Consider the following 12,633-nt stretch of genomic DNA (forward strand, 5'->3'; position numbering starts at 1 on the left):
TGGCGAGTCGACCTCCGGCCCACCGCACCATCAGCGCGCACGTGGCGCGAAGCGCGCCCCGAGCAGACCGGGCGGTGTGGTTCGAGCCGACGCCGCGGTCGCTTCGTCGACGATGCCCGCCGATTCGAGCTCGCCGATCGCGGCCCGCAGGTCGTCGATCGACCGCGCCCGCGTCTCCTCGTCGAGCGCCGCAACGGCGATCGCCACGCGGTCGACGGCCTGCTTCCACCGGGTCGATGCGTCGAACGGCTGTCGGCGATACATCGTGAAGTGGAGCACCCCGACGACGAGGTCGATCACGATCGGCACGATGCCCCACGCGCCGTCGACGTGGCCGAGTGCGAGCGCGACGACCGCTGCGACGAGGGCGATGCCGGCGCTCAGTGCGTGGACCCACCCGATGGCATGGGCGGAGCCGGCATCCACTCCACTCGTGCGATCACGATCGGTGATCAACCCGATGCCGGCGGGAAGGGCGCCCGCCGCGAAAGCAACGCCCGCGGCGGCGAGGGGGGCAGCGTCGGCGAGCGGACCTGTCTTGTCCGCCGAGAACAGCCATCCGACGAGGAAGAACGCGCCGACGGCGGGCGCGGTGACCCCGGCGATGTTCCAGACGAGCATCACCACGGCGACGAGCGGATGGCGCACCGAGTCGGCCGCGAGGTCGCGGAACACCGTCGGCGGGGCCAGGAACGCGAGTGCACGACGGACTTCCGGAGCGCCGTACCAGGCGCGCGCCTCCAGGCGCCACCAGTCGAGGGGCTCCCAGTCGCCGTCGGCGCGCGCCCGCATCGACGCGAAACGCGTCGCCGGTTCCCGCGGAGCTTCCGTCACTGCCCTGACTGCGTCATCGTCACGGCGAGGAGTCCGAGCGGTGCCCGCCGCGCACGCGTGGCCGCCGCGGCGTCGATGAGGCCCCGCTCGGCGAGGGTGTCGACGGCCGCGCCGATCTCGACCAGGATGGCGGCGGCATCGCCCGGCGACAGCCGGTCGATGCGCCGCTTCAGCCCGCGGGCGGCGCGCTCGACGTTGTCGCGGTTCTCGTCCTCGGGCACCCGCCGGTAGCGGACGACGAAGAAGACGCCGATCGCGAGGTCCGCCAGTACGCCGGCGATCCCCCAGACACCGGTGACACGGTCGTCTGCGAAGGCCATCGCCGCCATGACCAGGACCGCCAGCGCCGAGACGAGGTGGATGATGCCGAGCATGCGAGCGGTGCGCGGGTGCGCGCTCTCCGGACGCCGGCGTTGCGAGAGGATGCCGGAGAGGGCGATCACGGCGGCGACTCCCATCGCCGTCCCCGCCACGCCGAGATCGAGCTGGTCCCCTTCGATCAGCACCGCGCGCACGGAACCGAAAGCCGCGACGGCGGGAAGCACGATGGATGCGATCTGCGCGATGGCGAGGAGCGGCTGAACGAAGGCCGGACGGGACGGGACCAGGTCGCGCCACGCCTCGCGAGGTGCGAGACGGCCGAGCGCCAACTGGACGTCGGGGTGGTCGCGCAATGCCCGGGCCTCCAGCCGCCACCATGAGACGGCGTCCCACTGCGACGACGTCTGTGCGAGCTCGCGTGCTCCGTGCCCGGTCATTCGCGCCACGCCGGCTGCTCCTTCTGCGACAAGGCGATCAGCTCCGCTGGGTCGAAATCCTCGGCCTGCCGCCGGGCGTCTGCTCCGTCCACGATGACCGAACGGAGCACTGCCTCCGCGACCGATCCCACGCCGAGCGTGGCAGCGAGCCGGATGGGAGCGGCGGAGGCGACCAAGGTCGCGTCCTCCGCCACCCACAGCCAGCGGATCTCGGCCGTTCCCCCGTGCGCTGCACGGGGGAACGTGCTCGAGCAGCTGTCGCCGAAGGAGTTCGTCGGCCCGACGCGGAGCTGCGGGGGCAGGGGAGCTTCGGGCAGCAGGAACGCCCGCCGCTGCTCGGGGGAGAAGGGCACGGATGCCACGGCGAGGCGGGTGGACGCGAACGACGACGTGACCGGGTCGAAGGCGACGAAGCCGGCGCTGAAGCCGCCGTGGCCGGTATCGGCATCTCCCGCGCTGCTGGACAGAGTCGCCTGTTCGCGCGCGAGGGCGTGCCGCAGTCGGTCGGATGCTTCCGCGGACAGCCGCCCGAACCGCGCCGCTGCCCGGGCGGCCCACGACTCGCGCTCGCTCACATCGAGCGCTTCGGCGGGAATCGGGATGACGAGTTCTTCATCGACTGCGTAACGGATGGCGCTCATGCCTCGTCCTCCCAGGCGAGCGTTGCTACATGGGCGTCCATGAGCGCCACCCAGCTGCTGAGACGCTCGTCCTTCTCCGGATCCATCTCGGCGGGATGCCCGAGCGAGTAGGCGAGGTGCAGAGCCTGCGTCTTGCTCGATCCCGGCACGGGCGTGAGGTACTCGACGAGGTAGCTGCCGATGCGCTGCCCATCCACCTCGGTCGTCCCACGGGTGACCCATCGGACGAACCGTTCGGCGGTGTCCAACGGTCGCCCACCGCGCGTGCGGATGACGTCGACGACATATGAATCCATCGTGGCGCCCGCGGGCGCCTCGCGGAGCATGACCATCAGGCTGGCGGGCGCGAACAGCGCTGTTGCGGTATCGGGTCCGGGCAGCACCATGGCCAGCGCACCCTGATTCCGCGCCTTGCGCAAGGCCGTCGACACCTGCAGGGCGAGCAGCCCCTGCAGATCGACCCGGTGAGCCGGGGCGAGTCGCCGCGCCGCCTGCTGCAGCAGCTCCTTCTCCGTCTCGGGGCCGGTGGAGTGAGCTCTCCACCCGGCGGGAATCATCATGCGGAATGGCGGCAGTCCCGTCGCCTTCCCTCCCCCGGTGAGCTCGTCGCGCAGACTCGTCATGGACATGACTCTCCCATGAATGCCTCGTCGGATCGCGGCGTCACGGTCGCCACGGTTCGGAGAACGTCAACATCGACTGCGCTCCGGTGCCGCCGGCGCCGACGAGATACGCGAGCATGTCGGGGGCGTCCGCGTACAGCGTGTCGACGACGTCGAGGAAGGCGGCATCCCTGCCCGTGAACAGCCGCGCCATGAAGTCGCCCCCGCTCACGAGCTCAGGGCCGAGGGTGTTCATGGTCGAGAAGAAGTCCTGACCGCTGCGCAGCCCCATCAACCAGCGGGCGCCGTCGTCCGAGAATGCGCGGCCGAGATCGCCGATGAGCGATGAGTTGCCCGACGCCGGGGTCACGTCGAACATCGTCCGGACGAACGAGCCGCCCCCCTCACCGAACTGCGACAGCAGGGTTCCGGAGCCGCCGCGAAGTGCGGTCGCGCCCTCGGCGATCGCGCCGAAGGGAATGACCCCCACGATGGCGAACGCCAGATCCCACCCGTCGGCATCCCCATAGGGCATCTGGCAGATCGTGACGATGAGAGCCAGGACCGCCACGACCGTGCCGAGCACCGCGATGATCGGACCGCCGATGACAACGGCGAGAACCGCGAGCACGATTCCCGCCCACATGAGGAATTCGGATGCGCTGGCGAGAAACCCGCGCCAGTCATCTTCGGGGGTGTCTCGGATGGCATTGGTGGCCTCTTCGGTGATGCCGTTCGCGGCCGAGAGGAAGGCGTCGTGCCAGGTGTTCCAGGCGGTGTCGTAGCGAGCGGCCTCGTCCTCCCACGCCGTGAGCGCGGCGTCCGCATCGGCGCTGGCTTGCCCGGCCTCCTCTTCCCGGCGCTCGAAGGCGGTGACGTCCTCCGGCTCGGCATCGGCACCCGGCCGCCGACCGACCCCACCCGCGAGGTCGTCGGATTCCCGGGCGCGGGCAGCGTACTGGTCCCACAGGTCCGCGAGGTTGGCAGCCCGTGGATCGACGGTGACGCGCGCCGTCGACAGGGCATTCGCGTAGGCGGTGACGTGAGGAGCGACGATCTGATAGAGATCGGCCGCCAGACCGAGGTCGTCGCCGACCTGCCCCGCAGACTCCCGCAACCGGTCGATCGCGGCACCCTCCATGGTGGAGCCGTGATCGACCAGACGCTGAATGGTCGCGGCCGCACTGGTCATCATCTCGGCCAGCTCAGTCAGCTGGGTCGCACGCTCGGCGACTTCACCGTCATCGCCCTCGACCGGACCGATCGGGTTCCCGGCCGGGGTGTGATCGGGCGCGGGATAGGAACCGAACCAGCTCATGATTGTCCGCCCTCTTCGATCTGTGTCGCCATCTCGCTGTCGCCCTGCTGGAAGCCATCGATGACGTCCTGCACGTGGTCCGACACCGTCTGGCAGTTGTCCTTCAGTCGATTGCGACGATCGTCCCAGCGACTCTCGAAGTCCCCCGCCACATCGTGCAGATCACCGAAGCCGTACGGACGCGCGACCGCACCCTGCAACTCGCGACGCCGCGCTCCCGCGCTGTCGAACTCGGTGATGATCGCGTCGAGCTCGCTTCTCAGCGAGCCGAGCTCGTCGTAATCGACTTTGACCCCGTCACCCATGATTCTCTCCCCCAGGTCCTTCCGTCCATGGTCGGCGGCAGGCGATGCGCGCCGGCGCTCGCAAGCCGCCGCGGGTCAGCTGCCGGCGAGCTGCTGGTCGAGGTCCTGGATCGCGCGCATCATGCCCAGCAGCGAGTCGGACATGTCGTTGATGCCGTCGACCGCGTTCTTCAGACCCGTCGTCAGCTCGGAGTAACCCTCACCGAACTTCCCCGACGCGTGCTGCGTCTTGAAGTCATCACCCAGCAGCGTGTCGACCTGCGACTTCAGGGTGTCCAGCTGACCCTGAATGTCATCACGAGCCTGCGACAGCGAGTTCGCAACCTGCTCCATCTCGCCATAAGACGCACCGAAATCAGCCATGACGGCCCTCCCCGAATTCTTCGATCCGGCCCCCCTCCGGAGCCGATACAGAAAACCTATCCAGGATCGCGACCCCCGGTCGATGGGGAGAACTCCCCACCTGATCCCTCCGCGAGGTCGCCGGTCCCGGCATCCGGGCACGACGTCGCATCACGGGCCGGTGAAGCCCTCGTGCTCCTCGGGGTAGTACGACGAGCGCTCCTCACGCGCGACGGTCAGCGACAGCATCCCCAGAGCGCTGAGCTTCGCCCGCGACGCCGTCTCGACATCGATCTTGCCCTGTCGCAGGAGGCGGTCGACGGCTCCGTTCCGGCGCGCGAGCAGACTCTCCCGCTCCGCCGCCGTGAGCTCGCGCACCGTCTGCTCGACGTTCTCGATCGGATTCCGCGGGCCCGTCTTCGTCGTCGCGAAGCGAACCCACAGCCCGATGTACACCGCGATGTCGGCGACGACCGGAACGAGCCACCACAGCAGCGCCGATCCGTCGGCGTCGGACAGCGACCCTGAGATCGCGATGACGGCTGTGATGAGACCCGGCACGATATGAGCGAGGTAGAGCTTCCGAACCGCGGCCCTGGCGGTCGCCCGCGGCCGGTTCCGGTGCACCCACTCCGTCACCAGGGTGATGACGACGCTGAGAAGGGAGGCGATGCCGGCGAACTCGAGAGGCATCTGGCCACCCTCGCCGCGCAGCGCCCACAGGAGCATGGCCCCCGCACCCGCGGTGGGCGCCGCGATCGACAGCACATACAGCAGGGTCTGCAGGCACCCTCCCGCGGACGCCCGTCCGTATTCCTTTTCCCACGCAGCTTTCGGACCGAGCACGGCGACGGCCCGCTGCGTATACGGAGCGTCGTCGAGGGCGCGCAGCTCCAGTCGCCACCACAGCACGGCGTCCCACGTGGGGGACTCGTCGATCAGGGGCTCCAGGGGACGCGCGGACACCCGCCCATCTTGTCGGATCGTCCGATTCCTCGCTCCGAGGAACGCGAGCGGCGCGGGCCGGACCGGAGTCCGTGCCCGCGCCGCGTCGACGTGGAGTGCGAAGCCGTCAGCTGCCGGCGAGCTGCTGGTCGAGGTCCTGGATCGCGCGCATCATGCCCAGCAGCGAGTCGGACATGTCGTTGATGCCGTCGACCGCGTTCTTCAGACCCGTCGTGAGCTCGGAGTAGCCCTCACCGAACTTCCCCGACGCGTGCTGCGTCTTGAAGTCATCACCCAGCAGCGTGTCGACCTGCGACTTCAGGGTGTCCAGCTGACCCTGAATGTCATCACGAGCCTGCGACAGCGAGTTCGCAACCTGCTCCATCTCGCCATAAGACGCACCGAAATCAGCCATGACGGCCCTCCCCGAATTCTTTGGTCCGGCTCCGCTTTGAAGCCGACACCCAAAACCTACCCAGCCGCACGGGCGCAGGTCGATGGGGAGAACTCCCCATCGTCTCCGGCGACCTCGAAGGTGAGGCGTAGCGCGGCATCCCGACGGACATAGCCACCACAAGCGCCACCTTCTCGGCTGGTCCGGGCTGCCGGGCGATCCGATTCGCGCCCTCGGTGATCCTGTCCGCGCACGCCTCCCACAGCGCTTCTCCCTCGTCAAGCCCCGAGCCGGAACGGCGGAGGGAGGCGTTACATCGGCACCCCACGAACGCAATGCGGTACCGAGAGGAGAACCGATGTCGCAGAACTATGGTGAGCCGACGTCCGGCTCGCAGGCAGGACAGGCAGGATCGACGTCCGGAACGGCCGAGGCTGCGAAGCACGAGGCAGCCGGTGTGAAGGATGCCGCACAGGCCGAGGCCGGCCACGTCGTCGAGACCGCGAAGCACGAGGCCGCGACCGTCGCGTCCGAGGCGAAGTCGCAGGCGAAGCAGGTCTACGCGCAGACGAGGCAGGAGCTGACCGATCAGGCCGCCTCGCAGCAGCAGCGCGTCGCGGAGGGCCTCCGCTCGATCGGCGACGAGCTGAACTCGCTCGCTCGCGGCTCGGAGAACCCCGGGATCGCGACCGACCTGGTCAAGCAGGCGTCGAGCCGTGTCTCGGGAGCATCGGACTGGCTCGCGCAGCGCGACCCGGGTTCGCTGCTGCACGAAGTGAAGAGCTTCGCGCGCCGCAAGCCCGGCGTCTTCATCGCCGGCGCGCTCGTCGCGGGCGTCGTCGCCGGTCGCCTCACCCGCGCTCTCACCGAGAACGCGAAGGACGAGCACGCGAGCACGTCCGGCACGAGCACGACGGGCACCGGGACCTCGGCAGCGGCGGGCATCCCGGCGGCACCGCCCGCGCCGACGCCGGCACCGGTGGACACACCGCTGTCCGCTCCGGTCGGCTCGCCCGTCACGGGGTCGCCCGCGACCCCCGCGGTCACGACCCCGGACATCGTCGCCGAGCCGACCCCGGTCTACGACAGCTCGCGCGGCGGACTGACCTCCGACGAGCCGTACACCGAGGGGATCGGGGAGACCCGCGATGACCGATAACCCCACCCCGTCCGAGCAGCAGGCGGCCAACACCTCGCTCGGCGACCTGCTGGGCGAGGTGACGCGAGACCTGTCGGAGCTGATGCGCCAGGAGATCAACCTGGCCAAGGCCGAGCTGAAGGAGTCCGGCACGCGTGCCGGGAAGGGCGCCGGGATGCTGGGGGCCGCCGGCTACGCGGCGCTCATGGCGATCTTCTTCCTCTCCATCGCACTCTGGTGGGCTCTCGGACACCTGGTCGGCAACGCCTGGTCGGGCGTCATCGTCGCCGTCATCTGGGGCGTGATCGCCGGCGTGCTGTTCGCCCTCGGCCGCAGCCAGCTCAAAAAGGTTCAGGGAGCCCCGCGCACCGCGGAGACCTTGGGGAAGATCCCCGACGCACTGAAGAGAAATGAGGAGAACCGATGACCGATTCACCGGAGGCGATCCGCGCAGACATCGAGCGCAAGCGCCGCGAGCTCAGCCAGGACACCGACGCCCTCGTCGACAAGGTGACACCCTCGAAGATCATGCACCGGCAGACCGGCAAGCTGAAGGGCGCCCTCGGCTCCGTCCGCGACCGCGTCATGGGCGCCGCCGACGATGCCGGCTCGTCGATCCACGACGCCGGCTCATCCGTGGCCGACTCGGTCTCGGGCGCCGCGCACAAGGCGCACGCCAAAGCCGAGGGCAACCCGCTCGCGGTCGGACTGATGGCGTTCGCGGGCGGGCTCCTCGTCGCCTCGCTCATCCCCGCATCCGAGAAGGAGAAGGGCCTCGCCGCCGACGTGAAGGAGCAGGCGCAGCCCCTCGTCGAGGAAGCCAAGAGCGTCGCTCAGCAGGTCGGCTCCGACCTCAAGCAGCCGGTGCAGGATGCCGCGGCGGCCGTGAAGGACACGGCATCCGACGCTGTCTCCCACGTCCGAAGCGACGCGCAGGACGGCGTCGACTCGGTCAAGGACCGCGCCCAGGAGGCGCGCGACAACGTCAGCGGCAGCTGACCCGTCGCGCTCACCCCACACGAGACAGCATCCGCGCACCGAGAAAGCAGCTGCCAGCAGCAGTCTCGGTGCGCGGGTGCTGTCTCGGCGCCCGCACCTCTCGCACGACCCCCCAGGAGCGACATGAACAATCAGAGAACCACGGGCCACGACCCCGACCACCCGGCCAAGCCCGACTCGCTCAGCGACGTCGAGAAGCCGTCCTGGAAGCACGTGCTCAAGCGCACCATCCGCGAGTTCAGCCGCGACCAGAGCCCCGACCTCGCCGCCGGACTCACCTATTACGCGGTCCTCTCCGCCTTCCCCGGCATGCTCGCGGTCTTCTCGCTGCTCGGCGTGCTCGGTCAGGGCCAGCAGGCCGCAGACGCGGTCCTCGACATCGTCCGACAGGTCGCACCCGGTGAGACCGCGCAGACGCTGCAGGGTCCGATCGAAGAGCTCGCGAACTCCCCCGCCGCCGGCTTCGCCCTGGTCTCGGGAATCGTGCTGGCGCTGTGGTCGGCGTCGGGCTACGTCGGCGCCTTCAGCCGGGCGATGAATCGCATCTGGGAGATCGACGAGGGCCGGCCGTTCCTCAAGCTCAAGCCGCAGCAGCTCGGCGTCACCCTGCTCGCCGTCGTCCTGATCGTCATCGCGCTGGTGCTGCTCGTCGTCTCCGGCCCCGTCGCCGAGGCGATCGGGTCCGCCATCGGACTGGGCGAGGTCGCCGTCCTCGTGTGGCAGATCGCGAAGTGGCCGGTGCTGGCGTTCGTCATCGTGCTGCTCGTCGCCGTCCTGTACTACTTCGGGCCCAACGCCAAGCAGCCGAAATTCCGCTGGATCAGCTCGGGCGCGGTCATCGCGATCGTCATCCTCGGCCTCGCCACGGCCGGATTCGGCATCTACGTCGCGAACTTCTCGAACTACGAGCGCACGTACGGGTCGTTCGCCGGGGTCATCATCTTCCTGCTGTGGCTCTGGATCACGAACCTGGCGCTGCTGTTCGGCGCCGAGTTCGACGCCGAGCTCGAGCGCGGCCGCGAACTGCAGGCCGGGATGCCGGCGGAGGACACGATCCAGCTGCCGCCGCGCGACACCAAGCGCATCCGCAAGACGCGCAAGCAGGAGGCCGAGGAGCGCGCCGAGGCCCGCCGCCTCCGCCAGAGCGGCGGTACCGACGACGGCGACGGCGACGGCGGAACCGGCAAGCCCCGCCGCCCGTCACGGTAGGAGCGCGATGCGGTCGTCGAGGTAGGCGGCCAGCGGCATCCGGGCACCCGCAGCGAAGGCGACGGTCACGACACCGTCGTCGAGGGACAGCGGCCCCGACGAGCCGCCGGCCGCCACCGCGTCGAGATCGACGGGCGACCAGTCCAGGTGGACGGCCTCACCCTCGGCGAATCCGCCGCGCACGGCGGCCGCGGCGCGCTCCGAGCGTGCCCGCTGCGACTCGGCGGTGTAGCCGCGGATCGCCTCGGCCCGCGCCCGCAGGATCTCGCCGGTCGCATACACCTCGTCGTCGCCGATCAGCAGCACCCCCAGGTGCCAGGCCTCGCCCACCGGCACGATGCGCAGCGCCCGACCGAAGCCCAGGATGCGGCGTCCCTCCTGCCGCACGCCGAGCCGCACCCGCGGGACGCCGCCCAGCCCGGCGCGTGCGGCGGCGATGACATCGCGCGGTGAAGGCTGCATCCTCCGATCGTATTGACGTGGGCCGCGGACCGCCTCGATCAGTCCAGGATGCCGTCGAGCCAGAGCTCGAGCGCAGGAAGAGCCGCGTAGGCGATGGTCGAATGGGTGGCCCATCCGACGGTGTGATACGTCACATCGATGCCGAGCGCGCGCTCGTGCGCGACGAATGCCTCGGTCGCGGCGGGGAGGATGAGCTGGTCGTCGAGACCCTGCGCGATGAACAACGGGGCGTCGAACGCCCGAGACCCCGCGGAGTTCTCGGACAGCAGCTGCTGCCAGGGAGAGGTCGTCGTCGGATCGACGGAGGTGAAGTCGCCCACGAGCGGCTCGCCGATGCGGTGGAGCTCGCCGAGATCGCTCAGGAGGCACAGCGCGTTCATCTCCGGCACGATGCCCTGCGCGGCCGGGGTCAGAACGTCGGCGAGGTCGGCGCCGGGAACGTCCCCTCCGTAGGTCTCGGCGAACGCCGTGAACGCGTACGACCCGATGGTGACGCCGGAGATGTCGTCGAGATGATCGCTCATGAGCGTCGTCAGATCCGCGGCGGGGGCTGCGACCGCCACGGCGCGGACATCCAGCCCGGGCGCATAGTCGCGCGCCTCCTCCGCGGCGAACAGCGCTGCCTGCCCGCCCTGCGAGTGCCCCCAGACGACGACGTCCGTTCCCGCGTGGGCGTCCGGGATCGCTGCGGCGGCGAGCACCGCGTCGAGCACGTTCCTCCCCTCGGTCCCCCCGACAAGGTAGGAGTCGGGACCGGCGACCCCCATCCCCGCATAGTCCGTCGCGACGACCGTGTAGCCGCGGTCGAGGAACATCCGCATCCCCTCGATCCCGATGAACGGATCGAAGCCGTACGAGGGGGCGCACTCGCGTGCGGCTCCCGTCGTCGGATGCGCCCACGCGAGCACGGTGCGCGGCCCGTCGGGCGGCGGGATCGCCGGCGACACGACGATGCCCGAGACCGCGACGGGATCGCCCGCCGCCGTCGTGGACCGATAGAGGATGCGCCAGGCACGCGTGATGAACGGCACCCCGCTCAGCGCCTCGGCGGCGATGAGACTGCCGGGCTCACCCGCCGCCGCGTCGACCGGTTGGGCGTAGAACGCATCGATCCCCTCCCGCTCGGCGGCGTCGCCGACGAGGCGCGCCCCCTCACCGAGGACGAGCACGAAGACGAGGACGGCGACGGTCGCGGCGACGACGTGCCACGCGCGCGGACCGCGCGACCGGTTCCGTCGCCGCCGCATCAGTCCTCGCCGCCCTTCGCGGCGCGATCGGCGGCACGGCGCGCCTCCCGCGCGGTGTCGCGAGCGATGGAGAGCGCCGTCTCGAGCTCGTCAGCCGCAGCATCCGCGTCGTCGGCATCGGCCGACACGCGAGCGAGATCGCGACGCAGGTCCTCGACGCGTTCGCTGAGGAGGTCGGCTCGCTCCCGGGCCCTCCGGCTGCGCTCCTGCAGGCGGTCGCGCTCGCGCTCGGCCTCCGCGGCGTGCTTCTCGGCCTCCCGTCGGCGACGCTCGGCTTCGCGCTTCGCCCGCCGCTCGGCGAGGTCGTCGCGGGTCGCGCGCGGGGGTGTTCCGCCGCCGCCCGGTACCGAGCCGGCCATCCGTTCGGCCAGCGCGTCGGCGTCGATGTCGCCGGGGTCCAGCGGGCGCACCAGCCGACCGCTCGCGACCGCTCCCGCCGCGAGCGGGTCCACGATCGCGGCGTTCAGCGTCCGCTCGACCTCGTCCCGGGCAGCGGCCGACAAGGTCACGCCGGCGTCACCGGCGAGCTCCACCGCACGGCCGGCGAGCGCGGCCACCAGCGCGCGCCGCTGCCGCCCCAGACGGGCGAGCTCCGCCGCATCCAGGTCCTCCTGCGCCTCGCGGAGAGCGGCGGAGAGATCGAGCGCCTCGCGGAACGTGTCGTCGTGGCTGAGCAGGTTGATGGTCCAGGCGGCGACCGTCGGTTTGCGCAGCGAACGGATGCCGCGGCCGAGACCGGCGTCGGCGGCATCAGCCCGCGCGTTGCGCGCCGCGGTGAAATCGGCCGGCGGCAGGCGGAGCAGCTCCGCGGCGACGGCATCGAGACCCCCGGTGCTCATCAGTGCCCCACCCGATCGGACCGCCGCTCAGCGGCGTCCGCGTCGGGGCATCAGCTCGCCGTCGACGACGTCGAAAGCGGGGATCTGCGCGAAGAGCTCCGCGTGCTCCGGCCCCGGGCTCGACGGGGTCGGATCGTCTTCGGGTCGCGGATCGGCAGTCATGACCCACCCACTCTCACTCCCAGGGAGTGGATGGTCGACCCCTTGACAACTCGCCGTGCCACGATCGCGGGCCGCCGCTAGGGTGGTCGCGTGGGAACGATCTACTACGGAGACGGCGCGTCGCCGATCCACATCGAAGACCGGACGCTGGCGCACCTGAAGGTCGTCATCGCGACCAAGCTCCGCCGTGGCGAGAGCTTCACCCTGTCGTGGCGGCACCCCGACGGCGAGCCGCACGGGCGCAGCACGATCTGGCTGCACCCGTCGATCCCGCTCCGCTTCGTCTTCGACGACCCGGAGCCCACGACCCTCAGCCGCGAATGGGTCGAAGAGCTCGCGAGCTCGGCCAACTCCTCGGGCGGGATCATGGTCGTCGCCGAGCACACGGACCCCAATCGTGAACCTGTCGCGGATCCGGACGCACCCGTCGAGAGCTGA

Annotated in this window: 18 protein-coding genes; 5 read left to right on the forward strand and 13 right to left on the reverse strand. The window is 70.5% G+C overall.

Going from position 1 to position 12,633, the window contains the following annotated elements; all coding sequences use genetic code 11:
* Nucleotides 1-30: 30 nt before the first annotated feature.
* The 9 genes from F6B42_RS00595 to F6B42_RS00635 form a co-directional block, all read right to left on the reverse strand.
* Nucleotides 31-834 carry a hypothetical protein gene (locus F6B42_RS00595; RefSeq protein WP_150417662.1) on the reverse strand — a complete coding sequence of 268 codons (804 nt, stop codon included), beginning with the start codon at nucleotides 832-834 and terminating at the stop codon, nucleotides 31-33.
* A complete protein-coding gene (locus tag F6B42_RS00600; RefSeq protein WP_150417663.1) occupies nucleotides 831-1,601 on the reverse strand; it encodes a hypothetical protein in 771 nt (256 codons plus the stop codon). The genes F6B42_RS00595 and F6B42_RS00600 overlap by 4 nt, the downstream gene beginning before the upstream one ends.
* Nucleotides 1,589-2,233, reverse strand: a complete 645-nt coding sequence (locus F6B42_RS00605) for a hypothetical protein (protein ID WP_150417664.1) — start codon at nucleotides 2,231-2,233, stop codon at nucleotides 1,589-1,591. The genes F6B42_RS00600 and F6B42_RS00605 overlap by 13 nt, the downstream gene beginning before the upstream one ends.
* The gene (locus tag F6B42_RS00610) at nucleotides 2,230-2,856 is read right to left on the reverse strand and encodes a hypothetical protein (protein WP_150417665.1); all 627 of its coding nucleotides are present in this window, start codon (nucleotides 2,854-2,856) and stop codon (nucleotides 2,230-2,232) included. The genes F6B42_RS00605 and F6B42_RS00610 overlap by 4 nt, the downstream gene beginning before the upstream one ends.
* A 40-nt stretch (nucleotides 2,857-2,896) precedes the next feature.
* The gene (locus tag F6B42_RS00615) at nucleotides 2,897-4,153 is read right to left on the reverse strand and encodes a hypothetical protein (protein ID WP_150417666.1); all 1,257 of its coding nucleotides are present in this window, start codon (nucleotides 4,151-4,153) and stop codon (nucleotides 2,897-2,899) included.
* Nucleotides 4,150-4,458: a flagellar protein FlgN gene (locus F6B42_RS00620; protein ID WP_150417667.1), complete on the reverse strand. Its 309-nt coding sequence runs from the start codon at nucleotides 4,456-4,458 to the stop codon at nucleotides 4,150-4,152. The genes F6B42_RS00615 and F6B42_RS00620 overlap by 4 nt, the downstream gene beginning before the upstream one ends.
* Before the next feature lie 75 nt (nucleotides 4,459-4,533).
* Nucleotides 4,534-4,821 (reverse strand): WXG100 family type VII secretion target, encoded by a 288-nt coding sequence (locus tag F6B42_RS00625; protein WP_150417668.1) that lies wholly within the window; start codon nucleotides 4,819-4,821, stop codon nucleotides 4,534-4,536.
* A gap of 150 nt (nucleotides 4,822-4,971) precedes the next feature.
* Complete coding sequence (locus F6B42_RS00630) at nucleotides 4,972-5,766, reverse strand: hypothetical protein (protein ID WP_150417669.1); 795 nt, start codon at nucleotides 5,764-5,766, stop codon at nucleotides 4,972-4,974.
* Nucleotides 5,767-5,872: 106 nt separating this feature from the next.
* A complete protein-coding gene (locus F6B42_RS00635; protein ID WP_150417668.1) occupies nucleotides 5,873-6,160 on the reverse strand; it encodes a WXG100 family type VII secretion target in 288 nt (95 codons plus the stop codon).
* 337 nt (nucleotides 6,161-6,497) lie between these two features.
* Here F6B42_RS00635 and F6B42_RS00640 point away from each other — a divergent pair, with 337 nt between their 5' ends.
* From F6B42_RS00640 to F6B42_RS00655, 4 genes are all read left to right on the forward strand, one after another.
* Nucleotides 6,498-7,298 (forward strand): ATP synthase subunit B family protein, encoded by an 801-nt coding sequence (locus F6B42_RS00640; RefSeq protein ID WP_150417670.1) that lies wholly within the window; start codon nucleotides 6,498-6,500, stop codon nucleotides 7,296-7,298.
* Nucleotides 7,288-7,704 carry a phage holin family protein gene (locus tag F6B42_RS00645; RefSeq protein WP_150417671.1) on the forward strand — a complete coding sequence of 139 codons (417 nt, stop codon included), beginning with the start codon at nucleotides 7,288-7,290 and terminating at the stop codon, nucleotides 7,702-7,704. The genes F6B42_RS00640 and F6B42_RS00645 overlap by 11 nt, the downstream gene beginning before the upstream one ends.
* Entirely contained in the window at nucleotides 7,701-8,276 is a 576-nt protein-coding gene (locus tag F6B42_RS00650) for a DUF3618 domain-containing protein (RefSeq protein ID WP_150417672.1), read from the forward strand. Before F6B42_RS00645 ends, F6B42_RS00650 begins: the two co-directional genes overlap by 4 nt.
* A gap of 123 nt (nucleotides 8,277-8,399) precedes the next feature.
* Nucleotides 8,400-9,485 carry a YihY/virulence factor BrkB family protein gene (locus F6B42_RS00655; RefSeq protein WP_223878266.1) on the forward strand — a complete coding sequence of 362 codons (1,086 nt, stop codon included), beginning with the start codon at nucleotides 8,400-8,402 and terminating at the stop codon, nucleotides 9,483-9,485.
* On the opposite strand, the gene F6B42_RS00660 is transcribed toward F6B42_RS00655, so the two are convergent.
* The 4 genes from F6B42_RS00660 to F6B42_RS15045 are packed head-to-tail and all read right to left on the reverse strand — an operon-like array spanning nucleotide 9,477 to nucleotide 12,195.
* On the reverse strand, nucleotides 9,477-9,947 hold the full coding sequence (locus F6B42_RS00660; protein ID WP_150417673.1) for a glutaminase: 471 nt from the start codon (nucleotides 9,945-9,947) through the stop codon (nucleotides 9,477-9,479). The genes F6B42_RS00655 and F6B42_RS00660 overlap by 9 nt on opposite strands.
* Before the next feature lie 38 nt (nucleotides 9,948-9,985).
* Nucleotides 9,986-11,194, reverse strand: a complete 1,209-nt coding sequence (locus tag F6B42_RS00665) for an alpha/beta fold hydrolase (RefSeq protein WP_150417674.1) — start codon at nucleotides 11,192-11,194, stop codon at nucleotides 9,986-9,988.
* On the reverse strand, nucleotides 11,194-12,033 hold the full coding sequence (locus tag F6B42_RS00670; protein WP_150417675.1) for a transposase: 840 nt from the start codon (nucleotides 12,031-12,033) through the stop codon (nucleotides 11,194-11,196). The genes F6B42_RS00665 and F6B42_RS00670 overlap by 1 nt, the downstream gene beginning before the upstream one ends.
* A gap of 27 nt (nucleotides 12,034-12,060) precedes the next feature.
* Nucleotides 12,061-12,195, reverse strand: coding sequence for a hypothetical protein (locus F6B42_RS15045; RefSeq protein ID WP_263405846.1), 135 nt, complete (start codon nucleotides 12,193-12,195; stop codon nucleotides 12,061-12,063).
* A gap of 90 nt (nucleotides 12,196-12,285) precedes the next feature.
* Between F6B42_RS15045 and F6B42_RS00675 the strand changes: the two genes are divergently transcribed.
* A complete protein-coding gene (locus tag F6B42_RS00675; RefSeq protein ID WP_150417676.1) occupies nucleotides 12,286-12,633 on the forward strand; it encodes a DUF7882 family protein in 348 nt (115 codons plus the stop codon).

The organism is Microbacterium radiodurans (genome assembly GCF_008710705.1).
Taxonomy (GTDB): domain Bacteria; phylum Actinomycetota; class Actinomycetes; order Actinomycetales; family Microbacteriaceae; genus Microbacterium; species Microbacterium radiodurans.